This window comes from Mycobacterium gallinarum, assembly GCF_010726765.1.
Taxonomy (GTDB): domain Bacteria; phylum Actinomycetota; class Actinomycetes; order Mycobacteriales; family Mycobacteriaceae; genus Mycobacterium; species Mycobacterium gallinarum.
Map to the genome: position 1 here is coordinate 4159683 of NZ_AP022601.1, position 25603 is coordinate 4185285.

Genomic DNA, 25603 nt, shown 5'->3' on the forward strand with positions numbered 1-25603 from the left:
TTTCGGTAAGCATTGGAGGTGACCTGTGGCTTCGCTAGGCAAATACACGTGCGGCCTGGACGCAGCGATGGCCGTGGTGGACGGAAAGTGGAAGCCACTGATCCTGTGGGAACTCCAGGCGGGGCCGACACGGTTCAACGCGTTGCACCGCAGCCTGCCCGGCATCTCACAGAAGATGCTGACCCAGCACCTCAAGGAGTTGCAGCGCCACGGCGTTGTTCACCGCGAGAGTTATCACGAGGTGCCGCCCCGAGTGGAGTACTCGATGACCCCGGCCGGCGTCGAATTGCTGGAAGCGCTTAACCCGCTTGGTGATTGGGCCACCAAGCACATCAAGCTGATCTGCGCCGCCGACGCCGGGTAATCAGCCCTCCTGCTCGGCCAGCCACCGTTCAGCGCGACGCTTCGATGCCCGTGACAGCCACGCATCCTGAATCAGCTCGGTCAGTTCGACCTTGCCGATCTCCGCTAACCGGCTGGCGCGCACCAGAACTGAGGGATGACCGTCGAAGCGGTCGGTGGTGAAGAACAGCGAGCGCGGGTCCTGGATGAGCGCCAGCTTGTCGACCTCCGACTCGACCCAGATCATGATGACGTCGGCGTAGCGCTCACCGGTCTCGGGATCTTCGGCATCGGGCTGAGGCGTGCGGAAGAACACGAACGACTTACCGCCCACCTGGTAGATCGAATTCCCCTTGGGCCCCTCGATGCGGGTCGTGTGCGGCATCGACGCGGCGATCTCGTGTACGTCGGCGACACGAGCCGGCCGGTCACGCATGACGTTCCAAGCGGTGCAGCACGACGTCGGACAACGCACCATCGTGCACCGTCGCGGTCATGTACGTACAGAACTCCTGCCGACGGCGGTCGGTCGGCGAGCCCGGATTCAATAATCGCAGGCCTGTTTTCGCGGTGGTGTCCCATGGGATGTGGCTATGACCGAAGACCAGCACATCGGTGTCGGGGTACAGCTTGGCCATCCTTGCATCGCGGCCGCCCGACGCGCCGGTCTCGTGCGTGACGGTGAACCGCACCCCGGCGAGCGTGATGTCGGCGCGTTCCGGAAGCCGTCCGCGTAACTCCGCGCCGTCGTTGTTGCCCCAGCAGGCGATCAGCCGTTCGGCGCGGGCGTCGAGTGTGTCCAGCAGTTGCGGCTCGACCCAATCGCCCGCGTGAATCACCACGTCAGCTGCGTCGACCTCGTCCCACACCCGCGCCGGCAGGTCGCGGGCACGCTTCGGGACGTGGGTATCGGCGATGAGCAGAAGCCGCATCGCCCCAATCTAGCGGCCCGACCGCGGCTGCCATCCGGGCGGCGGATCTTCAGGGCGTTGTAGTGAATGGCCAAAACGGTATCGGCCAAAGGGCATCGGCAGCGACGAGAAAGAACGCTAGTGCCAAGACCCAGAACAACGCATAGGGGAGAGCACCCACGAAGCGCCTGAACTTTGGTGGCACGTATCGCGCCAGCGTGTGAAGGCTGTAGCTCGCGACCGCTCCGATGACCGCGGGTAACACGGCCAAGCCAACACCAACTATCGCCTGCCGCTTCGTAGGTGATGCAATGTACCCAGCGCCAACCGCATAGAGATACGCGAACAGAGCGGCAATGCCAGTTCCGAGAGCACCCGCGAACGCGTCGCGATAAAAGTCCACCTGTTTCAACCAACCGAACGGCGTCTGCCAAAAGCGCCTCACTGGGTGGGGTTGGGGAGTCAATGCGGATTCTTCTGGCGCAGGCTGAGGAGGTTCCACGATTCCTGCCGCGGGCTGAAGTACGGGTTTGATGGTTCGAACCCGGGCGAGCGACGGCTTGTTCTTCGGCTGCACGCGTGTAAGCAATTTCGTTCCTCTCTCGCCATCGAATCTCGCATTCGGACGACACAGGCTACTTTGGCCATCATTCCGTGTCTGGCGGGTTCGATAGCGTGTTGCCATGTGGGAGTTTTCAGTGGTCGCGACGACTTTGAGCGTCATCGCCATCGCGTTCACCGCGCGCAACTACTGGTGGACCCGGTACGCGGCTGTGCGGGAGAACCAAGCAAAATTGCGAGCCGATCTAAAGGACCGTCTGCACCCGTTTGATTTTTGGCGCCTCGAGAAAACCTTGAATCAATTGCACAGCCGAAGTCCGTCTACTTCTATTGAAGAAGACCTGCGCAAGTTAGGTGAGTACATCAGCTTCCATAAGGACGAGTTCGTCGCTCCCACCCCCGATCAACTCCAGATCTTGGCGGACACCATCGAAACGACGAGACGAATGTATGACGCTACGAGGCAACCGCCAACGAGCGACCGAGTCTTGGACGCCGCATACGAGGCAAACGAGCGCGAGGAGTTAACCAAGCAGTTCAAGCGACTTCGCGCCGAGGTGCGCGTTGTACTCCTGGGTCTCACCCAAATCCAGAAGAAGGTGCTTAGCACCCGGCAGCAGATCAGGTTGTTCAAGGAGCTGCGAAACTAGCCGCACCGCCCCAATCTAGCGGCCCGACCGCGGCTGCCATCCCGGCGGCGGATCTTCACCCACCCGACCGTCGACGGCCTCGCGGAGCAGGTCGGCGTGCCCGGTGTGCCTGGCGTACTCCTCGATGAAGTCGCATACCACCCGACGCAGGCTGGCATGGTTGCCGTCATCGTCGGAGACGTGGACCAGCTGATCGAGTCCGCCGCGGGCCAACGCCGCGTCGAGGCGGGTGCGCGAGCGCGCCACCGCGTCCTCCCACAGTGCGTACAACGTCTCCGGCGGGTCGGCGGCCGCCGACGTGAACTCCCAGTCGTCGGTGCCGTCCCACAGCGTCGCCCACGGCTCGCCGACCGGTTCGCCGGTGAGCTTCTGGGTGAAGATGTAGTCCTCGTTGATGGCCATGTGCTTGAGCAGACCGCCGAGGGTGATCGCCGAGGCCCCGATGCGCGTCTGCAGTCCGGCCGCGTCGAGCTCGTCGGTCTTCCAGCGAAACGTCGCCCGCTGCCGATCGAGTGCACCGATCAGTTGCTCGACGTCGGTGCCGGCCAGCGGCGGTTCCCACGGGGTGTCCGTCATACCACCACGGTAAGCACCTTGAGTGCGCCCGAAGGGATTCGAACCCCTAACCTTCTGATCCGTAGTCAGATGCTCTATCCGTTGAGCTACGGGCGCATGCATATTCAGTTGTTGGCGGAGGCGAGAGGATTTGAACCTCCGGCCCGGTTTAAGCCGGGCAACTCATTAGCAGTGAGTCCCATTCGGCCGCTCTGGCACGCCTCCCGACGTTTACCGCCGATCCGACAGAGTACACAGGCCCGACGGCACCAAGCAAAGCAGATCAAGGGCGCACTGGGCGTCCCCATAAACTGATCGCGTGACCGCCCGTCTGCGACCCGAGCTTGCCGATCTACCGGCCTATACCCCCGGTAAGACCGTGCCGGGCGCGATCAAGATCGCGAGCAACGAGACGGTGCACGGGCCCCTGCCCAGCGTGCGGGCCGCGATCGAGAAGGCCACCGACAACATCAACCGGTACCCCGACAACGGCTACGTCGAACTCAAGGAGCGGTTGGCCAAGGCCATAGGTGATGGGGCCTTCTCGCCGGAACACATCTCCGTCGGCTGCGGATCCGTGAGCCTGTGCCAGCAGTTGATCCAGATCACCTCCACCGTCGGTGACGAAGTGCTGTTCGGCTGGCGCAGCTTCGAGATCTACCCGCTACAGGTCCGCACGGCGGGCGCCACCCCCGTGCAGGTGCCGCTGACCGCCCACACCTACGACCTCGACGCGATGCTGGCCGCGGTCACCGACCGCACCCGGCTGATCTTCGTGTGCAACCCGAACAACCCCACCAGCACCGTCGTCGACCCCGAGAAACTGGCCAGGTTCGTCGAAGCCGTGCCGTCGGACATTCTCATCGCCATCGACGAGGCATACGTCGAATACATTCGCGACGGTCTGCTGCCGGACAGCTTGGGGCTGGTGCGCGCCCACCGCAATGTCGTTGTGCTACGGACGTTCTCGAAGGCGTACGGACTGGCCGGGTTGCGCATCGGCTACGCCGTCGCCGACCCCGACGTCATCACCGCGCTCGGCAAGGTCTACGTCCCTTTCACTGCGACCAGCGTCTCGCAGGCCGCGGCCATCGCCTGCCTGGACGCCGCCGACGAGTTGCTGGCCCGCACCGATGCCGTCGTCGCCGAACGCGCACGGGTGACGGCAGCGCTCCTCGACGCCGGCTACACCGTGCCGCCGTCGCAGGCCAACTTCGTCTGGCTGCCGCTGCCCGGCCGCGCACAGGAGTACGCCCGCGCCGCCGCCGACAGCCGGATCATCGTGCGGCCTTACGGTGACGACGGCGTACGCGTCACCGTCGCCGCGCAGGACGAGAACGACATGTTCCTCGAGTTCGCCCGCCACTGGATCGGAGAAGCATGAGCGAGGCACGCAAGAAGTTCACCGAGTTCACCGAACGCACGGATCGGATCTCCGACGCCGAACTCGACGAGTTCTGGGCCACGCTGGCACCGGCGACCATCGACTTCATGATCGGCGAGTGGGCGGGCGGGGAGTTCGACACCGGTCACCGCGCCAACGGCTTCATGAAGCGCCTGAACTGGTTCGGCAAGACGTTCGTGTCGGCGACCGACGCCAAGCCACTGGTGTGCCTGGACGCCGACGGCAACAAGTTCTCCAACACCGAGGCGATGAACGGCGAGGCCAGCCTCTGGATGGAGGAGTTCCGCGGCGAGCTCGTCGCCTCGATGGTTTACGACGGCAGGCCGGTGCACGACCACTTCAAGGTCGTCGACGACAACGCCGTCATGGGGATCATGAACGGCAAGGGCGCCCTCGACGGAGACAAGTTTCTGTACTTCTACCTGGAACGCGTCTAACCCGGCCGGCGGCCGGTGAACGCCAGCAGCCTGTCCAACGATCCGGCGTCGTCCGGAATGTCGACCGGATCGTCGAAGCCCGCGCGGGTGCGACCCTGCGGGGTGATGACCTTGGTCGCCAGCCCCATGACGTAGTCGGTCAGCGAATCGGGCGTATTCACCTCGCGGCCGACGGCCGCAGCGTAATCCCAAGCGTGGACCAGAAATTCGAGTGACAGGATGCCTGCCATCACCGTCGCGGGCGCCTCGCTATTCCCGAAGGGCACCGTGCCGTCGAGTCCGCGCCGTTTCCACGCGTCCAGCGCGGGCCGTCCGGCGAGGACCACCTGCCGCTCCACCGAGTCCGTCCGGTCCCGCTCGGGGAATTCCGCACCCGCCGCACCGCCGAGCACGGTGATCGAATTCATCAGGTGATCCGTTAGGCCTGCCACGTCGAACTCGCGGCACGGTGTCTGCTTTTCGAGGTCGTCGGCGGCGATGCCGTGCAGCACGTGCTGCAGCACGGCGAAGGTGGCTTCTGCACTCTCCAGTTCGTCCGCAGGCGGTGAATCCGGTCCGGCACGCAGATCGTCCGTCATGGCTCCCACGCTACGTCGCGCTTGCGCCTATCGTTGCCCAGATGAAGACGTACGTGCGGGTGGGCGCATCGGCCCTGATCGTGGTGGGCCTGGCCGCCGGGTGCTCACGCACCACCGAGGGCACCGTCGCCATGACGACCGAGCCTGGGCCCCCGATCTCGTCAGAAGACACCGAGACGGGTCAGCCGACGATTCCGGGCCTGCCGGACATCGAGCTTCCCGACATTCCGGGCTTGCCCGGGTTTCCGGGTAACGACGTCCCCGACGTGCCCGCCCCGGCGAACGCGCAGACGATGACGTGCGACGAGTACACCGGCCTCGACGAGGCCACCCAGAAGGCCGTCGTCAAGGCCATCCTCAATGAGGACGGCGTGACCGACGAAGCCGCGGAGCTGACGGCGATGCTCATGGCCGGCGCCATGTGCCAGTTCATGCCCGACCTCACGGTCAGCGAGGTGGTGTCGGGCTCCCCACCGTGAGTGGCTAGCCTGCACCCATGGGCGACACCTACGAATCCGTCACCGTCGACATCAAGGATTACGTCGCGCAGGTGACGCTGATCGGCCCCGGCAAGGGCAACGCCATGGGCCCGGCCTTCTGGGCCGAGATGCCCGAGGTGTTCGCCAAGCTCGACGCCGACCGCGACGTGCGCGCGATCGTCCTGACGGGTTCAGGCACGAATTTCAGCTACGGACTCGACCTGATGGCGATGGGCGGCATGCTGTCCGGCGTCATGTCCGACGGGGCGACGGCGCGTCCGCGCGCGGAACTGCACGCCACGATCCTGCGCATGCAGGGCGCCATCAACGCCGTCGCCGACTGCCGCACCCCGACCATCGCGTCGGTGCACGGCTGGTGCATCGGCGGCGGCGTCGACCTGATCTCGGCCGTCGACATGCGCTACGCCAGCGCCGACGCCAAGTTCTCGGTGCGCGAGGTCAAGATCGCGATCGTCGCCGACGTGGGCAGCCTGGCCCGCCTGCCGCTGATCCTGTCCGACGGGCACCTGCGCGAGCTGGCGCTGACGGGTAAGGACATCAACGCGGCCCGTGCCGAGAAGATCGGTCTTGTCAACGACGTGTATGACGACGCCGAGGCGTCGCTGGCCGCTGCACATGCGACCGCCGCCGAGATCGCCGAGAATCCGCCGCTGGTCGTCAGCGGTGTCAAGGACGTGCTCGATCAGCAGCGCATCGCCAGGGTCTCGGAGAGCCTGCGCTATGTCGCGGTGTGGAACTCGGCGTTTCTGCCGTCGAAGGATCTGGGCGAAGGGATCACGGCGACGTTCGAGAAGCGGCCGCCCAACTTCACCGGGGAATAGGGGTCCAGCCGAACTCCGCCTTCGCCTTCGCATTCGACAGCGGCAGCCACGTCGTGCCGAATGCCGTCGCCGGATACGACGCGACGAGGCCCACCAGCTTGTGCGAGATCGGCAGCGGCCGCGGCCGGCCCAGCTTCGCCGACAACTCCCGCACGTAGTCACCGAACGACTGCGGCCGGTCGTCGACGATGTTGTAGACCTCACCGCCTCGGCCCTTCGTGACGGCGTCTGCGGTGGTCTTCGCGACATCGTCGATGTGTATCCACGAGACCACGCCGTCGCCCGTCAGCGCCGGCATTGCCCACCACTTGGCCAGCTTGACGAAGAGTTCGTCATGCGGCACATCTGGCCCGTAAAAGATGCCGTAGCGCAACACAATTCCCTCTGTATCGCTGAGCTCGCCGGAGGTCAGCGCAGTCTGCTCCATACCGCGCAGCGCGGCCAGCATGGCGTCACCGCCCGGCGGCGGCGGACCCGGATAGAGATCGGTTTCGTCCACCACGCGAGGTCCGGACCTCGGATAGCCGTAGGCGAACACCACCGACTCCGCGACAACGCGGCGTACTCCCGCCCGCTGCGCGGCTCGTACGAGATTCGGCGCGCCGACACCCCAGAGTTCGCGTGCCGGTTCGAAGTCCTTGGGGCGCTTGGGGCCCCACTTCGGCAGGGTCGTTAGCAGCGAGATCACCACCTCCGGTCCGACGTCCGCGACGACCTTGTCGATCTCGTCGGCGTCGAGCACGTCGGCAACCACCGGCTTGCCGCCCGTCGCTGCGATCTGCGACGTCTTCAACGACGTCCGGGTCACACCGATCACCTCGTGCCCGCGAGAGTTCAACTCCCGCAACAACGGAAGACCGGGCACGCTCGTCGCACCGGCAACCAGTACCCGCATCAGCGCACGCCCTTCTCCGTGCGGATGGCGGCGCGCAACGCGATGGCGAGTATCACCGTCGTGAACACCAGGCCCCCTGCCTCCATCCACCCGATCAGGTCACCGGCGCCGTGGTGGGGGTCGATGATGTGGCTCAGCGAGTGCAACGCCCAGTGCAGTGTCGCGAAGGCCAGGGCAGGAACCCGCCACGACACCCGGCGCACCGCGGCGAGCAGCAGCAGACCCTGGGGGATCTCGAACGTCGCGTTGTCGAAGATGTAGTGATCGTTGCGCACGCCGAAGGTGCCGAGCGTGTCGAAGAACGGACCCGGGAAGAACAGCATGAACAGCCCGATACCCAGGGCATAGATCCCGAAGACGATCAGCGTCACCTCGACGAAGCCGCCTCTTGTGCGGGTGGGAGTCGTCGTCATACGTTTCTCCTATGTCAAGCCGCTGCCGGTTGGCAAGGCTTTTGCCGGTTGTTGTGGTCGGTGTGGAGATGGTTGAAAACGACGCGGGCCAGGCGGCGTTTGAGGCAGCGCAGGGCTTCGGGCGTGGAGTCACCCTCGGCGAGGCGGTGCCGGTAATAGGTCTGTCCGAGTCCATCGAGGCGGATCTGGGTGACCGCGATTCGGTGCAGTGCCGCGTTGAGTTGACGGTTGCCCGAGCGGGTCAGCCGGACCCGTCCGCGGGTGTTACCCGACCACACTGGAACCGGCGCTACTCCGGCATGACGGGCGAAGGCCGCCTCGCTCTTGAATCGCGCCACCCCGGCGGTCTCACCGACCAGTTTGGCCGCGGTCAGTTCCCCGCAGCCGGGCATGTCCAGCAAGACCGGGGCCACCACGCGGACACGTTCGCCGATTCGTTTGGCCAGCGCGTTGATCATCTGGGTGAGTCGGGTGATGTCGGCCAACTCGTCGCGGGCCAGCTCGGCCACGATCCCGGTTTGGAAGTTCAGCCAGTCGCTCAGGAGCCTTCGGTGCTTGGCCAGATCTAACGAGCGCGGTTTGGGTGCACGCTCGGGATCGAGTTCATGGATCCGCCACAACAGTCGATTGATGGTCGCCGTGCGTTGTGCCACAAGGACTTCGCGGCGATCCACCAACAGCTTCACCTCCCGCGACACCTCGTCATGAGAAGCGACCGGAAGGTCTGGTTCACGCAGAAACCCCCGCGCCACCGCCAGTGCGTCGATCGGATCAGACTTGCCGCGGGTGCGCGCTGAGGCCCGAGTCTGGGCCATCAACTTCGGCGGCACCCGCACCACCTTCTGCCCCAAACCCAACAGGTCTCGTTCTAGGCGCGCCGACAGATGGCGGCAGTCCTCGATCGCCCAGACGACCTCGGCCCCGAACTGTTCACGGGCCCACATCACCGCCTCGGCATGCCCGGCGGTGATCGCTTTGACGGTCTTCTCGGCGAGCTTGCGACCCGCCTCATCGACCGCGACGAAGGTATGGGTGCGCTTGTGTACATCGGCTCCAACAACAACCATGGTGGTTGCCTCCATTCACTGAGAGGTGACGGTTGGGCCGGTCGGCGGACATACCTCAGTGGGGGCGGTGCCACGCTCCTATCAAGTCACGCCGGCCGGTCCTTCACACCTGATGCCGGCAAAACGCATGCTCGCCAACCCGAAGGCGGCACCCACGCTATGAGCCAGACACCAGGTGTAAAGGATCCAACCACCGCAAGAAGCGGTGACCCCACCCTGACACTGACGTCACGCTAATACGTGACTGGTCTCAAGATGGGTGCCACTTTGATGACTACTTCGGGTACCACTTCTGGTCCGGAGCTGCTGGTCGAAATCGACAGGACGGCGCCGACTTCACTGCATTACCAGCTCGCCAACGGCCTGCGCGACGCGATCCGCACGGGCCGCCTGACGCCGCACACCCGGCTGCCCTCGAGCCGCGTGCTCGCCGCCGACCTCAACGTGTCGCGTCGGCTCGTCGTGGATGCCTATAGCCAACTGGTCGCAGAAGGCTTCCTGCTCAGCACGCGCGGCTCGGGGACCCGTGTCGCCACCGTCGACGTGGCGACCGCCCCCACCTACAGATCCGCGGAACCACCGCGCTTCGACGTCGATTTCTTTCCCGGATCGCCTGACCTGTCCAGCTTTCCACGGCACTCGTGGCTGCGGGCGCTGCGGCAGGGGCTGGCCGGTCTCGAGTCCGAAGCCTTTGGCTACGTCACGCCGCAGGGTCTGCTCGAGACACGCATTGCGATCGCGGACTATCTGCGTCGCACCCGCGGGGTGCTGGCCGATCCGCAACACATCGTCATCTCCTCCGGCGTGACACAGGCCATCGCGCTGCTGGGCCAAACGCTGCGGACCACTCCGCTGGCGATGGAGGATCCCGGATTTTGGCAACATCGAATGATACTGCGGCACAACGGTGTCGAGCCGATTCCTGTCCCCATCGATGGCGAGGGACTCGATGTCGATGCCCTCGCGAGCAGCGGTGCGGAAGTGGTGCTGACCACTCCGGCGCACCAGTCACCGACGGGCGTCGTGCTATCGGCACCACGGCGGACCGCGCTGATGGAGTGGGCCCGTGCCGGTCATCTGGTAATCGAGGACGACTACGACGCCGAGTACCGTTACGACCGTGCGCCCGTGGGGTCATTGCAGGGCATCGCGCCCGATCGCGTGGTGTACGTGGGGTCGACGAGTAAGACGCTGGCTCCCGGTCTGCGCATCGGCTGGATGGTGTTGCCGCCACACCTGGCCAAGGCGGTCATCTCGTCGAAATGGCTTGCCGACACTGGAGGTTCGGTGATGGATCAGGTCGCCTTCGCCCAGTTCCTGACATCGGGTGAGTACGACCGGCACCTGCGGCAGATGCGCAGGCGCTATCACACCCGCCGGACCGCGCTGCTAGACGCGCTGGCACGGCACCTGCCCGACGCGACAGTGCTGGGTGCCGCGGCCGGCGTCCATCTCACCGTCCGGTTTCCCGACGCCTTTCCCCTGGACGACCTGGTCGCGCACGCCAAGAAGGTCCGTGTCAGGGTCGAGCCGGTGGCACGCTGTTATGCCGAACCCGTTACGGCGCCACCGGGATTGCTGCTCGGCTACGCGAACCTCACGGAGTCACAGATCGAACGCGGCGTGCGCGAATTGGCTCGGGCGCTTCGTTAGCTGCCGCCACCACCGCAGCCACCACCACCGCCGCAGCCACCACCGCCACATCCGGCACCGCCACAACCGCCGTTGTCGAAGCCACCGGTGCCGATATAGCCCGTTCCGGCGGCGCCGGTCGACCCGGCCGCCCACATATTGCGGCGCTGCCTGGCTCTCATCGCCTTACGGTTACGCGGGCTGTGCAGTTCCATATAGCTTCGGCGATATTTGTCCTCGGCCGAACCGCGATGGCTGATGCGGCTGCTCCACATCAGCCAACTCACCACCACAACAAATAACAAGGCCAGCACCGAGATTCCGATCACGGCCCCCACCGTTGCGCTCATGGACGAAGATTACTGCCGTGTTCGGCACTCGCCCAGTGTGGAAACGCTATGGGATTGTTAAGGTCTCGACTCGACTCGATACCACACATTTGTAACTTGCGACGCGGCCGGTGGTGGAATGTTCGATTGCCAGATGGCGGTGGCGGAGGGATTTGAACCCCCGGACGGTTTTAGCCGTCTCTCGCTTTCAAGGCGAGTGCATTAGGCCGCTCTGCCACGCCACCGTCGACAAGCGTACTGGTGGACGGTTACGGCTCAGACGCGGCCGAGCTTCGCCGGCGGCGCCGCAGTCTTGAGCGCGACGCTGATGCGCCTGCAGTTCTCCCCCATTGCCGCGATCTGCGGACGCGACAATCGGCCGAGGAAGTGCACTCGCACGCCCTCGCCGTACGTCGCCATTGCCTCGCGTACCGCGGATCGGCCCTCGTCGGTGATGGTGGCGAGCACGCCGCGACCGTCTTCGGGACTCGCACCGCGCCGCACCAGCCCCTGCAATTCCAGGCGGCGGATCTGTCGCGTGACGCGGCTGGGCAACGACATGAGAGCGTCTGCCAGATCTCCCATCCGTGATGACCCCGTCGCCGACTTGTCCAAGATGTCGAGTAACCGCACATCGTTGAGGGTCAGTTGATGTTCGTCCAAAAGCGACCTGTTGAGGGTCGCGTACATCCGTAGCGCCGAGTCGAGGAAGTGTTGCCACGACCTCTGTTCGGCGATGTCCAATCCAGGCATATCACTGGCTGTACGCCCCCCTATGATGCTCTCCATCCGGCAATGGTAAATCCCCAATGCGTTGCTGGGGCAGGAACATACAGACGCGTTATCGCAGGCTAGTAGGCTTATTTGAATGCATTCGATCGTGGTAGCCAGCAAAGGTCAGTTGACCTGGCAAGAAGTTACTGACATTGCACCCGGCGAAGACGAGATCTTGATCAAGATCAGCGCCGCGGGGGTCAACCGAGCCGACCTGTTGCAGGCCGCGGGCAAGTATCCGCCGCCACCGGGAGCCAGCGAGACCCTCGGGCTGGAGGTGTCAGGGACCATCGCCGCGCTGGGTGATGGGGTCACCGGCTGGGACGTCGGACAGCCGGTCTGTGCCCTGCTGGCGGGCGGAGGGTACGCCGAGTACGTCGCGGTCCCCGCGCCGCAGGTGATGCCCATCCCGGAGTCGGTGCCACTGCAGCACGCGGCTGCGCTGCCCGAGGTCGCGTGCACGGTGTGGTCGAACCTCGTGATGACCGCGGGCCTGTCGGCGGGTCAGCTCGTACTCGTCCATGGCGGCGCCAGCGGCATCGGCACCCACGCGATCCAGGTCGGCGTCGCACTCGGTTGCCGGGTTGCGGTGACGGCCGGAGCGAAGAACAAGCAGGATCTGTGCGCCGAGCTCGGCGCCGAGATTGTCATCGGATACCGCGACGAGGATTTCGTCGAACGTGTGCGCGCGGAAACCGACGGCGCCGGCGCCGACGTGATTCTCGACATCATGGGAGCCGCCTATCTCGACCGCAATGTCGACGCGCTCGCCCCCGACGGCCGCCTGGTGATCATCGGTATGCAGGGCGGAGTCAAAGGCGAATTGAACATCGGGAAACTCCTCGGCAAGCGTGCCGGGGTGATCGCGACCGCGCTACGGTCGCGTCCGGTGAGCGGTCCCGCCAGCAAGGGCGAGATCGTGACCGAGGTCGTCGCCAACGTGTGGCCGCTGATCGCCGCCGGCGAGGTACGTCCGATCATCGGCGCCGAGTTCGGAATCGAGCAGGCCGGCGAAGCGCACGAGTTGCTGGAGTCCGGCGATGTGTCGGGGAAAATCCTTCTGCGCGTGGCAGATTGACGTTGGTTACCGTCAACCCAGCGACGCCAGCGCGCGGACGAGCTGGTCCACTTCGGCGGTCGTCGTGTAATGGGCCAGGCCGACGGTGACAGCACCGCCGATGTCGTTGACGCCGATCACGTCGAGCACCCGCGAGCCCGCGTTCGCGATAGCCAGGATGCCATTGTCGGCCAGCCGCTGCACCACCCGCTCGGCAGGCACGTCGCTGACCGCGAAACTGAGGACAGGGATCCGTATTTCGGGTTGCCCGATCACCATGACCGCGGGCAGCGACCGCAAGGACATTTGCAGGTAGTCGAACAGCCGGCTCATGTACGACGACGCCGATTGCATTGAGGTCGCTAGTCTTTCACGACGGGTACCCTGCGCCGACTCGTCGAGGGACGCCAGGTATTCGACGCTGGCGACGACGCCGGCGAGCAGGCCGAACTGATGCGACCCGACCTCCAGCCGGGCCGGACCACGGGCGTACGGGTTCAGTGAGACCGAGGCGAACGAATCGATGATCGACGGATCGCGGAACACCAGTGCACCGATCGGGGGCCCACCCCAGGCGAGGGCGTTCACGGCGACCACGTCCGCATCGATCTCGTCGATGTCGATCAGGCGATAGGGCGCGGCGGCAGAGTGGTCGACCACCACCAGGCCACCGTTGTCGTGCACCAGCTTGGTGACCGGCCGCAAATCGGTGACGGTGCCCAACGTCGACGAGGCCGACGTGATGGCGACCAGCCGGGTGGGCGCAGTGATGAGGCCCTCCCACTGCCAGCTCGGCAGTTCGCCGGTCTCGATGTCGACCTCGCCCCACTTGACCTTGGCGCCATAGCGATTGGCGGCTCGCAGCCACGGGGCGATGTTGGCTTCGTCATCCAGCCGGGTGACCACCATCTCGTAGCCGAGACCCACGCGGGCGGCGGAGGCGTCAGCCAGGTTGGTGAGCAGTACGGCACGGTCCGAGCCGAGCACCACACCGTCGGGGTCCGCGCCGACGAGATCGGCCACCGCCTGGCGGGCGGCCGTGAGCACCGCGGCGCTGCGTTGAGCCGACGGATGTGGTCCGGTCGACGTCGGCATCGAACCCCGGAAGGCGGTGGAGACCGCCCTCGCGACGGCATCGGGAATGAGCATGCCGTGCTGTGCGTCGAAGTGCACCCAACCGTCGCCCAGAGACGGGTGCAGTCCGCGCACCCGGGCGACGTCGTATGCCATGCCAGCCCACCTTAAGCGTCCTTGAATTGCACTACCGGACACGATCTCGCACGATGCCCGGCTTACCACCCGTTGCTACCCAGCCGGGCCCGAAACGGGTCACCTGGCGAGCCATACTAGTGCAGCGGCATCGGGGTTCGGAGTGCTCATAGCACTTTCGTGACCAAGGGTGCGGGAGCACGGAATGAATCCATTCACAGGGCCCGGACTGCGGGTTCGCCAAGACTGACGGGCTAGTGTCGCTACGTACGTCAGATCGTGGCGATAGGTCCGCGACGACGAGGCGAAACCGCAGCGACCACTGGCGCGGAGAGGAACATGACAGCCAACAACGACGACGACGGCATCGAGATCATCGGCGAGGATCCGCGCGCCGGCGCGCAGGACGATGACGGGAAATCGCTGACCGACCTGGTCGAGCAGCCCGCGAAGGTGATGCGGATCGGCACGATGATCAAGCAGCTGCTGGAGGAGGTGCGTGCGGCACCGCTGGACGATGCGAGCCGCACCCGGCTGCGCGAGATCCACCGGACCAGCATCGCTGAGCTCGAGGAAGGCCTGGCGCCCGAGCTGCGCGAAGAGCTGGAGCGCCTGACGCTGCCGTTCACCGAGGACGGGGTCCCGTCCGACGCCGAGCTTCGCATCGCGCAGGCACAGTTGGTGGGCTGGCTGGAAGGCCTGTTCCACGGCATCCAGACGGCGCTGTTCGCCCAGCAGATGGCGGCGCGCCAGCAGCTGGAGCAGATGCGGGGCCAGGGTGCGCTGCCACCAGGAATGGCTGGACCGCGCGGCGGCGCCGGGACCGGCCAGTACCTCTAGGAGCCCTGCACGTGGCCCCACACATCTCGACGCGCAACGCCTGGGTGGAGTTCCCGATCTTCGACGCCAAGTCGCGGTCCTTGAAGAAGGCGTTCCTCGGGAAGGCCGGCGGCGCGATCGGCCGCAACGAGTCCAACGTCGTCGTCATCGAGGCGCTGCGCGACATCACGATGTCGCTGGAACTCGGCGATCGCGTCGGGCTAGTCGGACACAACGGCGCGGGGAAGTCGACGCTGCTGCGGCTGCTGTCCGGGATCTATGAACCCACCCGCGGCGTCGCGACGGTGACCGGCCGGGTGGCGCCGGTGTTCGATCTCGGGGTCGGCATGGATCCCGAGATCACCGGGTTCGAGAACATCATCATCCGCGGACTGTTCCTCGGGCAGACACGTAAGCAGATGCTGGCCAAGGTCGACGAGATCGCGGACTTCACCGAGCTGGGCGACTACCTGTCCATGCCGTTGCGTACCTACTCGACCGGTATGCGGGTACGCCTGGCGATGGGCGTGGTGACAAGCATCGACCCCGAGATCCTGTTGCTCGACGAGGGCATCGGAGCGGTGGACGCCGACTTCCTGAAGAAGGCGCAGTCGCGGCTGCAGAGCCTTGTCGAGCGCTCGGGCATCCTGGTGTTTGCGAGCCACTCGAACGAATTCCTGGCCCGGCTGTGCAAGACCGCGATGTGGATCGACCACGGCACCATCAAGATGACCGGCGGGATCGAGGAGGTCGTGCGCGCGTACGAGGGCGAGGACGCCGCCCGTCATGTGCGCGAAGTCCTCGACGAACACCGCGCGGATTGGCCGGCGACGGCGATGAGCGCCCCGCGCGAAGAGCAGACAACAAAGTCCGATGAGTGACACGGTGTGCGCCGTCGTGGTCACGCACCGGCGTCCCGACGAACTAGCCAAGTCGCTGGAAGCGGTGTCGACCCAGAGTCGCACGCCGGACCACTTGATCGTCATCGACAACGACAACGATCCGCATGTCGGTGAACTCGTTGCCGGACAACCGCTTCCGACTACTTACATTGGGTCCCGGCGGAACCTCGGCGGCGCCGGAGGTTTCGCGCTGGGAATGCTGCACGCGCTGACGCTCGGTAGCGACTGGGTGTGGCTGGCCGACGACGACGGGCGGCCCGCCGACTCCGAAGTGCTCGGGACACTTCTGGCATGTGCCGAGAAGTACGGGCTGGCCCAGGTGTCACCGATGGTGTGCGACATGAATGACCCTGGGCGCCTGGCATTTCCATTGCGCCGCGGGTTGGTGTGGCGACGCCGGGTCTCAGAGCTGCGCACCGAGACATCTACCGATCTGCTTGAGGGCATTGCGTCGCTGTTCAACGGCGCACTGTTCCGCGCGTCCACGCTGGAGGCCACCGGCGTACCGGATCTGCGGCTGTTCGTGCGCGGCGACGAGACAGAACTGCACCGTCGCCTGGTGCGGACGGGGCTCCCGTTCGGCACCTGTCTGGACGCGGTCTATCTGCACCCGCAGGGCGGTGACGAGTTCAAGCCGATCCTGGGCGGACGGATGCACACGCAGTACCCCGACGACAAAACCAAGCGGTTCTTCACCTATCGCAACCGTGGATACCTGCAGTCGCAGCCGGGCCTGCGGAAGCTGGTGTTCCAGGAGTGGGTTCGGTTCGGCTGGTACTTCCTGGTGTCCCGGCGCGACCCCGCAGGTTTGATGGAATGGATTCGGTTGCGGCGCATGGGTCGTAGGGAGAGGTTCGGGAGGCCTGCACAGTGACGTTCACCGACGCCGCCGCACAGTCGAAGACGTTTGGCCGCGCCTGGGGTGACCTGGTCGCGGGCTTCAGCAAGCGTGAGCTCTGGTTTCATCTGGGCTGGCAGGACATCAAACAGCGCTACCGCCGGTCGGTGCTCGGGCCGTTCTGGATCACGATTGCGACGGGTGCCACCGCGGTCGCGATGGGGCTGTTGTACTCCAAGTTGTTCAAGCTTCCGCTCGAAGAGCATCTGCCCTATGTGACTCTGGGCCTCATCGTCTGGAACCTCATCAACGCGTCGATTCTCGAAGGCGCGGAGGTCTTCATCGCGAACGAGGGCCTCATCAAACAGCTTCCGACGCCGCTGTCCGTTCACGTGTACCGATTGGTGTGGCGGCAGATCATCCTGTTCGGCCACAACATGATCATCTTCGTGATCATCGCGTTCATCTATCCCAAACCGTGGACTTGGCCCGACCTGGCGGTCATCCCGGCCTTGTTCCTGATCATCTTGAACTGCGTGTGGGTATCGCTGTGCTTCGGCATTCTGGCGACCCGGTACCGCGATATCAGCCCGCTACTGGTCAGCCTGGTCCAGTTGTTGTTCTTCATGACGCCGATCATCTGGAACGAGTCGACGCTGCAACAGCAGGGGGCGGGTGACTACGCCCGGATCGTCGAGTTGAATCCGCTGCTGCACTATCTGGACATTGTGCGGGCGCCACTGCTCGGCGCGGATCAAGAGGTGCACCACTGGGTCGTGGTCATTGTGCTGACCATCATCGGGTGGACGCTCGCCGCGTTTGCGATGCGTCAATATCGGTCGCGCGTCGCGTACTGGGTCTAGCTTTCGGGGGCGGGCCGAGCGGTCGTGCTCGGCAGTTATCCCCAATGGCGGTTTTGTCCACAGGTTGGGTTGAGCTGGTGGTTCGGGGGCGTGGGCGCGGTTAGTGTCGAATGCATGTTCGATCAACTCGTCGAGGCAGCCACCCGCAGCCGGGGTGTCGCGGCAGTGGGCGCATGGGCCCGGGTCGAGAACGCCGCCTGCGCGCGCCGGCTGTTCGCCTGCGCTGATGAACTCGAACGGATGCTGGCCGCCGACGGGTCCGACCATCGCGAGCAGTGGTGTCTGGACAACTGGGGCGCGGTCGCGGCGTCGATCGCCGCCGCCCAGAACGTGTCGTTGGGGGTGGCCTCGCATCAACTGCTGATCGCCGACGCGCTGCGCCAGCGCCTCCCGCGGGTGAGCGAGGTGTTCGCCGCCGGGGCGATCACCTACCGGCTGGTGTCGGCGATCGTGGCGCGGACCCGGTTGATCTGTGATCCGGATGCGATGGCCAAAGTCGATACCGAGATCGCCGCCCAGGTCCAAGACTGGGGATCGTTGTCGGCGCACAAGACCGACACTCAGATCGACTACTGGGTCGATCGCTATGACCCCGCGGCGGTGCGGCGCACCGAATACTCCGCGCGCGGCTGCGGTGTCGATATCCACGACCCCGGCGACGGGTCAGGTGTGGCGTTCATCGAGGGCCGGCTCATCGTCACCGATGCCGAGGCGCTGGACCAACGCCTCGAGGCAATGGCGCGGGCGGTGTGCGAGAACGATCCCCGCACGCTGGAGCAGCGCCGTTCCGCGGCCCTGGGCGCGTTGGGGCACAAAGCTGACCGGCTGGTGTGTGGATGCGAGAACCCCGACTGCGACGCCAGAAACGCTGTACCGAGTGCGGTCGTCGTGCACGTCATCGCGCACGAGGAGTCGCTCACTGATGACACCCCGGTGCAGTTGGACGGCGACGAACCCGTTGACCCCGACCAAAAACCGTGGCAGGAGATGACCTGGCGAGAACTGCTGGCCCCCCGCCCACCCGAACCCAAGGTCATCGCCCATACCCCACCGGCCGCCATCATGGGTCGCGGGATGCTGCCCGCCCCCGTGTTGGCGGCCAAGATCGCCGGTTCGGCGAAGATCGTCCCGATCGTGCATCCCGGCAACAAACCCCCCGAGCCGCGCTACCTCCCGTCGGCGGTGTTGGCCACCTTTGTGCGGTGTCGGGATATGACGTGCCGCTTCCCGGGCTGTGATCACCCCGCCTATGGCTGCGACATCGACCACACCATCGCCTACCCGGTCGGCCCGACCCAGGCGTCCAACCTCAAATGCCTATGCCGAAAACACCACCTGCTCAAAACCTTCTGGGACTGGCAGGACCAGCAGTTCCCCGATGGCACCGTGCAGTGGACCTCACCGCAGGGCCAGACCTACACCACCTATCCCGGTAGTCGACTACTGTTCCCCACCCTGTGCCGACCCACCGCACCGGTCACCGTCACGCCCTCGACCGCCACCACCGACCCGGCCGCCCGTGGGCTGGCCATGCCCCGGCGCACCACCACCCGAGCCCAGAACCGCACCCAAGCCATCACCGACGAACGCCGACTCAATCAAATTCTGGTCGACGCTGAGACCGAAGAACGGATGCGCAATCGCCAACAAGGCGACGATCCAGACCGGAGTCCCGGAAGTGCTTGCGACGACGGCTACTTCCCCACCCGGCCACGACCGCCAAGAGACGACGACCCAGCGCCGTTCTGAGGGCGACCACGGGCCGCAGCTATTTCCGGAAGACCACCCAGCGCATCATGGTGTACATGTACACCGCCTCGCAGGCGCCCGCTCCGAGGCGTGCGATGCGGTAGTCCACACCCAGCACGGTCAGCAGGCTGGACACGCCGAGGATGAACGCGAAGTAATTCACCGCCACCACGACGACGTAGATGGCGAACTGCGGCCCGACGGGCGCGTGCGAGGAGAAGTTGAAGATTCGGTTGAGGACGTAACTCAATGCGAACGCGCACGTGTACGCCACTGTCACCGCGATCGGCACCGGCACCGCCAACACCCCGTGCAGCAGGTACAGCAGCACCAGATCGACGCCGAACGTGAAGCTGTTGATCAGACAGAACCCGAGAAACGTCGGCGCAACAAGGGAACTCAGCCCGAACGGCAGGAGGGCGACCACCTTGTCACAGAACCGGTGGAACCGTTCGACCACTCCCGTTCTGGCAGGAGTCGCCGACTCGACCGTCACATGTCCACGCTGACATGCACGAGTGTCCAGCGGTTGAGCAGCGGGCGAATTCCCGAGGTCGTGTAGCGACCCGTCAGGCTACGCCGAACGGCGACAGCAGACTTGCTGTTCGCCACCAGATCAACACCAAGAACAACAGCAGCAGTCCCACCAAGGCGCCGCCCTGCACAGCGGTGCGGTTCGTCCGCGGCGCGTACGCGTACGCCGTTGCGATAGCCGCACCTGTGACGAGCCCGCCGAGATGGCCCTGCCAGCTGATGTTGGGCACCACGAACGTGATGACCAAGTTGATCGCGATGAGCCCGATAACCCATCGAGTGTCCATGTTCAGCTTTTTGCCGATCACGAATGTCGCGCCGAAGAGGCCGAACACCGCACCAGAAGCGCCAGCGGTCTGGCCGTTGAGCGTCGACAGCAGATACACCACGACCGACCCACCGAGCGCGCTCATCAGGTAGAGCGAAGTGAACCGTAACCGGCCCAGCGCGACCTCCAGCGGTGGTCCGATCACATACAACGCCCACATGTTGAAGGCGATGTGCATCGGGCCGTAATGCAGGAATGCCGATGTCAACAGTCGATACCACTCCCCGTCGGCCACCGCCGGGGAGAACAGCACCAGCGCGCGCTCCAGTTCGGACGACATCGTCTGCAGCACGAACATCACGACGTTGATGCCGATCAACACATAGGTGACCAGCGGCGTGGCCGCCGGCACACCGCCGAACTGTGTGCGGGCCTGCCGGACCGTCTTGGCGCCCTCGCCAACACATTCGGCGCACTGGTGCCCGACGGCTGCGTCGCGCATGCACTCGGGGCAGATGTAGCGGTTGCAGCGGTTGCACCGCACATACGTCGCGCGGTCAGGATGCCGATAGCAGGTCGGCGCCTGCGGCGGGGTGGTCATGCCTACAGCGTGCCGAACAATTCGATCCAGTTGCCATCGGGATCGGCGACGAACATCCAGCCCATGCCCGGGACCGGCTCGAACTCGGTGAGCGGCTCCACCACCTCATACGGCGACTCGGCGAACGTCTTCGACAACCCGGTCAGATCCTTGACCCCGATCGTGAAGTAACGGACCCCGGCCGCCGCGCGCCCACCACCGGGCGTCGCGGGTAACGGCGGCGGCGTCGTGAACGTCACCAGCTTCAAGACGCTGCCACCCAGCGAGTAGCGGCGCTGCGAACCGCCGGGAAACTCGATCTCACCCTGGAATTCGAGCTCGAGGAAACCCTCATAAAAGGCGACCATCGCCTCGAGATTCGTCGTCACCAGACCGACCTCGATGCCCGGCGAGAGCAGATCCAGTTTCACGTGCGCCTCGCTTCTCGAGAAGTGTTGTCCACCAGCAGGTCTGCTGGAGACTGGTCCCAATGATCCAGGTTGACGACCACTTCGAGCGATCGCCGCCGGACCGGACCGTGGCGGCCTTTGGGCCAACCGACGACCACATGTCCGGCCATCATCCAATCCTCCGGCACACCGACGGCATCTCGCAGCAGCTGCTCACCGCCATAGGAGGCCCAGCTCGTCAGGCACGCACCCAGCCCCTGGGCGCGTGCGGCCAACAGGAAGTTCTGCATCGCAGGAAAGATCGAACCACCCAGCAGCAGTTCGGACGCCGTCGGGAAGCGCTTCTGGGTGAACAGCACCGAGGTGAACTCCCCCGCCCGGTCGTGGAGCTCGTAGGTCGCACGGTTGTCGCGTGCACGCCTGCTGTCGTCGTCAGGGGCGGGCCTGCTCATCCCGTAGACCGGCTCGATCACCTCGAGCGCCCGCGCCGCCGCCGTCGCCACCGCCGAACGCTGCTGCGGCGACCGCAGCACTATGAACCGCCACGCCTGGGCATTGGCGCCCGACGGCGCCCAGGTCGCCGCCTGCAGGCATCGGACGAGGGTGACGTCGTCTACGGGTTCGTCGGTGAAGCGCCGGATCGTCCTGGCTGTGGCCATCACTTCCCACACGTCGTCACTCGCATCCGGCATGCGCACGAACCTACTGCCCCATCGCGTAACGATTAGGTCTCTATCGAAATCACGATCAATTAAGAATGTCCGCCTAAACATGAGGAATTTCAAGATCTGTGCGGCCATCTGGTCGCGGGCTTATCGAATTTGGCCGAAATTGCGGCATAAATCACGTCCTCGATGTGTAACGCCGTCGGCGCAGGCAGAGGGCGCTATCGATCCATCAGATGACGCGTCATTTGTTTCGCTACCGTGGAATTCGGGAACGGGGGCAACAGCGACAATTCGCAATTCAAAGGGAAGAAGACATATGAAGTTCACTAATATCTCAGCTCGTCTCGTCGGCGCGTGCGCAGCAGGATCGCTGCTCGGTGGTCTGGCCGTTGCGACCATCGCCGCACCGTCAGCCATGGCAACTCCTGCCGGCTGCAGCGCCAGCGAGCTGTCGGGCACCGTCAGCTCGGCGACCGGTTCGGCACAGGCGTACCTCGCCAGCCATCCGGGCGCCAACGCGGCGGTGACAACCGCGTTCAGCCAGCCCCGCGACCAGGCGGCCGCAACCCTGCGCGGGTACTTCACCGCCAACCCGGGTGAGTACAACGACCTGCGCGGAATCCTGTCGCCGATCGGCGACAAGCAGAGCCAGTGCAACGTCGCGGTACTTCCGCCGGACCTCGCATCGGCATACAGCCAGTTCATGGCCGGCTGAGCCGACCACATCACGAAGCGGAAGCCCGTCGTCACAGCCCTGCTGTGACGGCGGGTTTTCGGCCCGGAAGTAACACTTTCCGTCGACGCTTAGACTCACTTGTTATGAGGCCGACGAGAACTTCAGCGCTCGCGGCGGCGCTGCTGGTCACCGCCGGCGTTTCCGCTGCTTACGCCAATGCGCAACCCAGCACGGAGCCGGCTCCGGTGCCCGCCCCGTCCGAAACGCCCGCACCGGACGGGCAGCCTTCCGCGGAGGCGGCCCCGCCCGGCCCGAAGACGACCATCGACGCCGACGGCACCTACGCGATCGGGAAAGACATCGTCCCGGGCGTGTACTCGTCCGCGGGCCCCATTCCCGACGGCGCAGCGTGCTACTGGAAGCGGACCGCCGGCGATGAACTACTCGACAACGCGCTCACCAAGAAGCCGGCGGTGGTGCAGATCCTCGCGAACGACTCGACGTTCACGACCAACGACTGCCAGACCTGGGCGCTGACCCCCAATGCCCCACTGCCGCGACAGGCCGGCCCCGCGGACGTACTGAGTCAACTCGCCCCGCTCATCGGAACCGGCATCTTGAACGGCGGTACGTCGGGTCCGCCCGCGGCGAGGTCGGCACCGGCCGCAGAGGCACCGGCTGCAGAAGCACCGGCCGCAGAAGTGCCCATCACAGAGGCTCCGACCGAGCACATGCCCGCGACGGGCGCAGCACCCGGACCGGGGTGACCGCCGACGGCCGAATCCGCGTACCGGCGGACCTCGACGCCGTCACCGCGATAGGCGACGAAGACCACTCGGACGTCGACCCGGCATCGATCGAACGGATCTGGGCGGCGGCGCGGTACTGGTATCAGGCGGGCATGCACCCCGCGATCCAGCTGTGTCTGCGGCACAACGGCAAAGTCGTCCTGAACCGCGCCATCGGCCACGGCTGGCGAAACGGGCCGTCGGACCCGCCCGACGCCGAAAAGGTTCCCGTCACAACGGATACACCGTTCTGCGCGTACTCGGCGGCGAAGGCCATGACGACGACCGTCGTGCACATGTTGGTGGAGCGAGGCGAATTCGCGCTCGACGACCGCGTCTGCGACTACCTGCCCACCTACACCAGCCATGGCAAGGACCGCACCACCATCCGGCACGTGATGACGCACAGCGCGGGTGTGCCGATCTACCGCGGCCCACGCGTGGACCTCAAGCGCATCGACGACAGCGAGTACACCCGCGAACAGCTCGGCGCGCTGAAACCGCTGCACCGGCCCGGGCTCGTGCACATCTACCACGGGCTCACGTGGGGTCCGCTGGTGCGCGAGATCGTCTCGGCTGCCACCGGCAGGAACATCCGCGAGATCCTCGCCACCGAGATCCTCGACCCACTCGGGTTCCGCTGGACCAATTACGGCGTTGCGCCCCAGGATGTTCCGCTGGTGGCACCCAGCCACGCCACCGGGAAACCCATGCCCGCCCCGATGGAAAAGGTGTTCAAGCTTGCCGTCGGCGGATCGATGCACAAGATCATCCCGTTCTCTAACTCGGAGCGGTATCTCACCAGCGTGCTGCCGTCCTCCAATACCGTGTCGACGGCCAACGAGCTATCGCGGTTCGCCGAGATCTTGCGCCGCGGCGGCGAACTCGACGGAGTGCGGGTGCTGTGGCCGGAGACCCTCAAAGCCGCAACAACCGAGTGCAGGCGGCTACGCCCGGATGTCGCCACCGGTCTGGTGCCCGCACGCTGGGGAACGGGATACCTGTTGGGCTCCAACAGGTTCGGTCCGTTCGGCCGCAACGCGCCCGCCGCCTTCGGCAATCTCGGCCTGAGCAACATCGCGGTATGGGCCGACCCCGAACGCCGGCTGGCAGCGGGTCTCATCAGCAGCGGCAAACCCGGTGCGCATCGGGAGGCCAACCGCTACCCGGCGCTGATGGACCTCATCGCCTCCGAGATGCCGCGCGGCTGATCAGACGGTGGGCTGGTTGTCCCGCACCCCGCGGTAGATTCCGCGCCGCACGATCAACGACATCAGGATCCGCTCGAACGACCATGCGGGGAACCGAAACGGTTTTCCGTTCGGCGCAAACACCTCGAGGCCGTCGGACTGGATACCGAGGATCGAACCCCAGCGTCTGCTCGCCGGACGGAAGGAGCGCAGCGGCCGATCGGCAAACTCGGCCATGATGTTTCGCGCGAGCAGACCGTCGGCGCGGTTGCGCGCCGAACTCCGCAGGGGATCAGTGGCGGCGACGTCGCCGATGGCGAAAACACCACGGTGACCGGGCACCCGGAGCTCAGGGGTGACGCGCACGAACCCGTGCTCGTCGAGCAACTCCGCGGGCAGCCAGTCGGTGTTGGGCCGAACCCGGCCGATCGCCCACAGCACGGCGTCCGCGGATGCGGCCGATTGTCCGGTGCTGAATTCGACTGGCCCACTTGTGATGTCGTCGAACTCGAAGCCTTCGGGAATGACCGCGCGGTGGCCGGAATGCAACTGCACCCCGGCCTCGACCAGTCTCTTGCGCACCTGCTCCCAAGCCCGGTCGTGATGGTGTTCCAGCGCCCGCTCGCCGGGGAAGTACAACGCGACCGATTTTCCCGGCCACGTTCTGGCCACGTTGTACGCACTGCTCACCGCGGCCGCACCGCCACCGATGACGATCACCGATTCGGCAGCGGCCATGCGGTCGTGTGCGGAGCGCAGCCCGCTGACGATCTCATCGGCTGTCTGCAGATCGGGCCTACGCCAGAAGCCGTTCGTGACTCCCGTCGAGATCACCAGCGCGTCATACGGTTCGGCGGCGGCGATGCCGTCGGGACTGTTCAGGAAGACCTTGCCGGCTTCGAGGTCCACGCCGGTGAGCGTCCCCTGTACGGTGCGCACCCGGTCGAGACCGCGGAACCTGTCGAACGGGATCCAGTTATGCCGTGCCCACTCTGCGGGCCGGGACAGCCGCCAACCCAGCTCCTGCCCGCTGACCAGGCCCGGCTTGGACGAGATGCCGATGACCTCGGCGTGCTTGGCAAGTTTGATCGCGGTCAGCACACCGCTGTCGCCGAGCCCGGCGATGACCACGCGTCGCATCCGGTCACCATAGCCGGGCTAGGTATTTTCGTGCGACAGGGC

Annotated in this window: 31 protein-coding genes and 3 tRNA genes; 16 read left to right on the forward strand and 18 right to left on the reverse strand. The window is 65.5% G+C overall.

Annotated features, from left to right (window positions below):
• Nucleotides 1-25 precede the first annotated feature (25 nt).
• Entirely contained in the window at nucleotides 26-364 is a 339-nt protein-coding gene (locus G6N42_RS20465) for a winged helix-turn-helix transcriptional regulator (protein WP_163732074.1), read from the forward strand.
• On the opposite strand, the gene G6N42_RS20470 is transcribed toward G6N42_RS20465, so the two are convergent.
• The gene (locus G6N42_RS20470; protein WP_163732077.1) at nucleotides 365-778 is read right to left on the reverse strand and encodes an MmcQ/YjbR family DNA-binding protein; all 414 of its coding nucleotides are present in this window, start codon (nucleotides 776-778) and stop codon (nucleotides 365-367) included.
• Nucleotides 771-1274 (reverse strand): metallophosphoesterase family protein, encoded by a 504-nt coding sequence (locus G6N42_RS20475; protein ID WP_163732079.1) that lies wholly within the window; start codon nucleotides 1272-1274, stop codon nucleotides 771-773. Before G6N42_RS20475 ends, G6N42_RS20470 begins: the two co-directional genes overlap by 8 nt.
• Nucleotides 1275-1936: 662 nt before the next feature.
• Between G6N42_RS20475 and G6N42_RS20480 the strand changes: the two genes are divergently transcribed.
• A complete protein-coding gene (locus G6N42_RS20480; RefSeq protein WP_163732082.1) occupies nucleotides 1937-2464 on the forward strand; it encodes a hypothetical protein in 528 nt (175 codons plus the stop codon).
• A gap of 15 nt (nucleotides 2465-2479) precedes the next feature.
• On the opposite strand, the gene G6N42_RS20485 is transcribed toward G6N42_RS20480, so the two are convergent.
• The 3 genes from G6N42_RS20485 to G6N42_RS20495 all read right to left on the reverse strand — a co-directional run bounded on the left by G6N42_RS20485 (nucleotide 2480) and on the right by G6N42_RS20495 (nucleotide 3244).
• Nucleotides 2480-3040, reverse strand: coding sequence for a mycothiol transferase (locus G6N42_RS20485; protein ID WP_163732085.1), 561 nt, complete (start codon nucleotides 3038-3040; stop codon nucleotides 2480-2482).
• Between the two features lie 23 nt (nucleotides 3041-3063).
• Nucleotides 3064-3136, reverse strand: a tRNA-Arg gene (locus G6N42_RS20490).
• 16 nt (nucleotides 3137-3152) lie between these two features.
• A tRNA-Ser gene (locus G6N42_RS20495) sits at nucleotides 3153-3244 on the reverse strand.
• Between the two features lie 94 nt (nucleotides 3245-3338).
• Here G6N42_RS20495 and hisC point away from each other — a divergent pair.
• Both hisC and G6N42_RS20505 read left to right on the forward strand, forming a co-directional pair.
• Complete coding sequence (gene hisC, locus G6N42_RS20500) at nucleotides 3339-4403, forward strand: histidinol-phosphate transaminase (protein WP_163732088.1); 1065 nt, start codon at nucleotides 3339-3341, stop codon at nucleotides 4401-4403.
• Nucleotides 4400-4861, forward strand: a complete 462-nt coding sequence (locus G6N42_RS20505) for a DUF4334 domain-containing protein (protein ID WP_163732091.1) — start codon at nucleotides 4400-4402, stop codon at nucleotides 4859-4861. The genes hisC and G6N42_RS20505 overlap by 4 nt, the downstream gene beginning before the upstream one ends.
• Here the strand turns inward: G6N42_RS20505 and G6N42_RS20510 are convergent.
• The gene (locus G6N42_RS20510) at nucleotides 4858-5439 is read right to left on the reverse strand and encodes a TIGR03086 family metal-binding protein (RefSeq protein WP_163732095.1); all 582 of its coding nucleotides are present in this window, start codon (nucleotides 5437-5439) and stop codon (nucleotides 4858-4860) included. The two genes, G6N42_RS20505 and G6N42_RS20510, sit on opposite strands and share 4 nt — an antisense overlap.
• Nucleotides 5440-5480: 41 nt before the next feature.
• Here G6N42_RS20510 and G6N42_RS20515 point away from each other — a divergent pair, with 41 nt between their 5' ends.
• Together G6N42_RS20515 and G6N42_RS20520 are read left to right on the forward strand one after the other, a co-directional pair.
• Nucleotides 5481-5918: a hypothetical protein gene (locus G6N42_RS20515; protein ID WP_163732098.1), complete on the forward strand. Its 438-nt coding sequence runs from the start codon at nucleotides 5481-5483 to the stop codon at nucleotides 5916-5918.
• 17 nt (nucleotides 5919-5935) lie between these two features.
• Entirely contained in the window at nucleotides 5936-6760 is an 825-nt protein-coding gene (locus G6N42_RS20520) for a crotonase/enoyl-CoA hydratase family protein (protein WP_163732101.1), read from the forward strand.
• Here G6N42_RS20520 and G6N42_RS20525 read toward each other — a convergent pair.
• From G6N42_RS20525 to G6N42_RS20535, 3 genes are read right to left on the reverse strand one after another with little or no spacing between them, the layout of a single operon-like run.
• On the reverse strand, nucleotides 6747-7655 hold the full coding sequence (locus G6N42_RS20525; protein WP_163732104.1) for an NAD-dependent epimerase/dehydratase family protein: 909 nt from the start codon (nucleotides 7653-7655) through the stop codon (nucleotides 6747-6749). The genes G6N42_RS20520 and G6N42_RS20525 overlap by 14 nt on opposite strands.
• On the reverse strand, nucleotides 7655-8068 hold the full coding sequence (locus G6N42_RS20530; protein ID WP_163732107.1) for a hypothetical protein: 414 nt from the start codon (nucleotides 8066-8068) through the stop codon (nucleotides 7655-7657). Before G6N42_RS20530 ends, G6N42_RS20525 begins: the two co-directional genes overlap by 1 nt.
• Nucleotides 8069-8082: 14 nt before the next feature.
• Entirely contained in the window at nucleotides 8083-9150 is a 1068-nt protein-coding gene (locus tag G6N42_RS20535; RefSeq protein ID WP_197905521.1) for an IS110 family RNA-guided transposase, read from the reverse strand.
• Nucleotides 9151-9405: 255 nt separating this feature from the next.
• Between G6N42_RS20535 and pdxR the strand changes: the two genes are divergently transcribed.
• Nucleotides 9406-10788, forward strand: a complete 1383-nt coding sequence (pdxR, locus tag G6N42_RS20540; RefSeq protein ID WP_163732109.1) for a MocR-like pyridoxine biosynthesis transcription factor PdxR — start codon at nucleotides 9406-9408, stop codon at nucleotides 10786-10788.
• On the opposite strand, the gene G6N42_RS20545 is transcribed toward pdxR, so the two are convergent.
• The 3 genes from G6N42_RS20545 to G6N42_RS20555 all read right to left on the reverse strand — a co-directional run bounded on the left by G6N42_RS20545 (nucleotide 10785) and on the right by G6N42_RS20555 (nucleotide 11885).
• Complete coding sequence (locus G6N42_RS20545; protein ID WP_163724415.1) at nucleotides 10785-11117, reverse strand: hypothetical protein; 333 nt, start codon at nucleotides 11115-11117, stop codon at nucleotides 10785-10787. The genes pdxR and G6N42_RS20545 overlap by 4 nt on opposite strands.
• A gap of 134 nt (nucleotides 11118-11251) precedes the next feature.
• Nucleotides 11252-11341, reverse strand: a tRNA-Ser gene (locus G6N42_RS20550).
• A gap of 31 nt (nucleotides 11342-11372) precedes the next feature.
• Nucleotides 11373-11885, reverse strand: a complete 513-nt coding sequence (locus tag G6N42_RS20555) for a MarR family winged helix-turn-helix transcriptional regulator (protein WP_163732112.1) — start codon at nucleotides 11883-11885, stop codon at nucleotides 11373-11375.
• Between the two features lie 79 nt (nucleotides 11886-11964).
• On the opposite strand from G6N42_RS20555, the gene G6N42_RS20560 reads away from it, so the two are divergent.
• The gene (locus tag G6N42_RS20560) at nucleotides 11965-12948 is read left to right on the forward strand and encodes an NAD(P)H-quinone oxidoreductase (RefSeq protein WP_163732118.1); all 984 of its coding nucleotides are present in this window, start codon (nucleotides 11965-11967) and stop codon (nucleotides 12946-12948) included.
• Between the two features lie 12 nt (nucleotides 12949-12960).
• Here the strand turns inward: G6N42_RS20560 and G6N42_RS20565 are convergent, their stop codons facing one another.
• Nucleotides 12961-14157, reverse strand: coding sequence for a cysteine desulfurase-like protein (locus tag G6N42_RS20565; RefSeq protein ID WP_163732120.1), 1197 nt, complete (start codon nucleotides 14155-14157; stop codon nucleotides 12961-12963).
• A 318-nt stretch (nucleotides 14158-14475) separates the two neighbouring features.
• Here G6N42_RS20565 and G6N42_RS20570 point away from each other — a divergent pair, with 318 nt between their 5' ends.
• The 5 genes from G6N42_RS20570 (at nucleotide 14476) to G6N42_RS20590 (ending at nucleotide 19307) form a co-directional block, all read left to right on the forward strand.
• Nucleotides 14476-14976, forward strand: a complete 501-nt coding sequence (locus tag G6N42_RS20570) for a bacterial proteasome activator family protein (protein ID WP_163732123.1) — start codon at nucleotides 14476-14478, stop codon at nucleotides 14974-14976.
• Nucleotides 14977-14987: 11 nt separating this feature from the next.
• Entirely contained in the window at nucleotides 14988-15836 is an 849-nt protein-coding gene (gene wzt, locus G6N42_RS20575; RefSeq protein WP_163732126.1) for a galactan export ABC transporter ATP-binding subunit Wzt/RfbE, read from the forward strand.
• Nucleotides 15829-16731 (forward strand): galactofuranosyltransferase GlfT1, encoded by a 903-nt coding sequence (gene glfT1 / locus G6N42_RS20580; RefSeq protein WP_163732129.1) that lies wholly within the window; start codon nucleotides 15829-15831, stop codon nucleotides 16729-16731. The genes wzt and glfT1 overlap by 8 nt, the downstream gene beginning before the upstream one ends.
• Nucleotides 16728-17558: a galactan export ABC transporter permease subunit Wzm/RfbD gene (gene wzm / locus G6N42_RS20585; protein ID WP_163732132.1), complete on the forward strand. Its 831-nt coding sequence runs from the start codon at nucleotides 16728-16730 to the stop codon at nucleotides 17556-17558. Before glfT1 ends, wzm begins: the two co-directional genes overlap by 4 nt.
• Nucleotides 17559-17672: 114 nt before the next feature.
• A complete protein-coding gene (locus tag G6N42_RS20590; protein WP_163732134.1) occupies nucleotides 17673-19307 on the forward strand; it encodes an HNH endonuclease signature motif containing protein in 1635 nt (544 codons plus the stop codon).
• A gap of 19 nt (nucleotides 19308-19326) precedes the next feature.
• Here G6N42_RS20590 and G6N42_RS20595 read toward each other — a convergent pair whose 3' ends face one another.
• The 4 genes from G6N42_RS20595 to G6N42_RS20610 form a co-directional block, all read right to left on the reverse strand.
• Nucleotides 19327-19803 carry a GtrA family protein gene (locus G6N42_RS20595; RefSeq protein WP_163732137.1) on the reverse strand — a complete coding sequence of 159 codons (477 nt, stop codon included), beginning with the start codon at nucleotides 19801-19803 and terminating at the stop codon, nucleotides 19327-19329.
• 73 nt (nucleotides 19804-19876) lie between these two features.
• Entirely contained in the window at nucleotides 19877-20710 is an 834-nt protein-coding gene (locus tag G6N42_RS20600; RefSeq protein WP_163732141.1) for a rhomboid family intramembrane serine protease, read from the reverse strand.
• Nucleotides 20711-20712: 2 nt separating this feature from the next.
• Nucleotides 20713-21120, reverse strand: a complete 408-nt coding sequence (locus tag G6N42_RS20605) for a VOC family protein (RefSeq protein ID WP_163732144.1) — start codon at nucleotides 21118-21120, stop codon at nucleotides 20713-20715.
• Entirely contained in the window at nucleotides 21117-21791 is a 675-nt protein-coding gene (locus G6N42_RS20610; RefSeq protein ID WP_163732147.1) for a nitroreductase family protein, read from the reverse strand. The genes G6N42_RS20605 and G6N42_RS20610 overlap by 4 nt, the downstream gene beginning before the upstream one ends.
• Nucleotides 21792-22083: 292 nt before the next feature.
• Between G6N42_RS20610 and G6N42_RS20615 the strand changes: the two genes are divergently transcribed.
• From G6N42_RS20615 to lipE, 3 genes are all read left to right on the forward strand, one after another.
• Nucleotides 22084-22482: a heme-binding protein gene (locus tag G6N42_RS20615; protein ID WP_163732150.1), complete on the forward strand. Its 399-nt coding sequence runs from the start codon at nucleotides 22084-22086 to the stop codon at nucleotides 22480-22482.
• A gap of 104 nt (nucleotides 22483-22586) precedes the next feature.
• A complete protein-coding gene (locus tag G6N42_RS20620) occupies nucleotides 22587-23210 on the forward strand; it encodes an Rv1352/Rv1906c domain-containing protein (RefSeq protein WP_163732152.1) in 624 nt (207 codons plus the stop codon).
• Entirely contained in the window at nucleotides 23207-24442 is a 1236-nt protein-coding gene (gene lipE / locus G6N42_RS20625; protein WP_163732155.1) for a lipase LipE, read from the forward strand. Before G6N42_RS20620 ends, lipE begins: the two co-directional genes overlap by 4 nt.
• On the opposite strand, the gene G6N42_RS20630 is transcribed toward lipE, so the two are convergent.
• Nucleotides 24443-25561: an FAD-dependent oxidoreductase gene (locus G6N42_RS20630; RefSeq protein WP_163732157.1), complete on the reverse strand. Its 1119-nt coding sequence runs from the start codon at nucleotides 25559-25561 to the stop codon at nucleotides 24443-24445. It abuts the gene before it with no gap.
• Nucleotides 25562-25603: the final 42 nt, after the last annotated feature.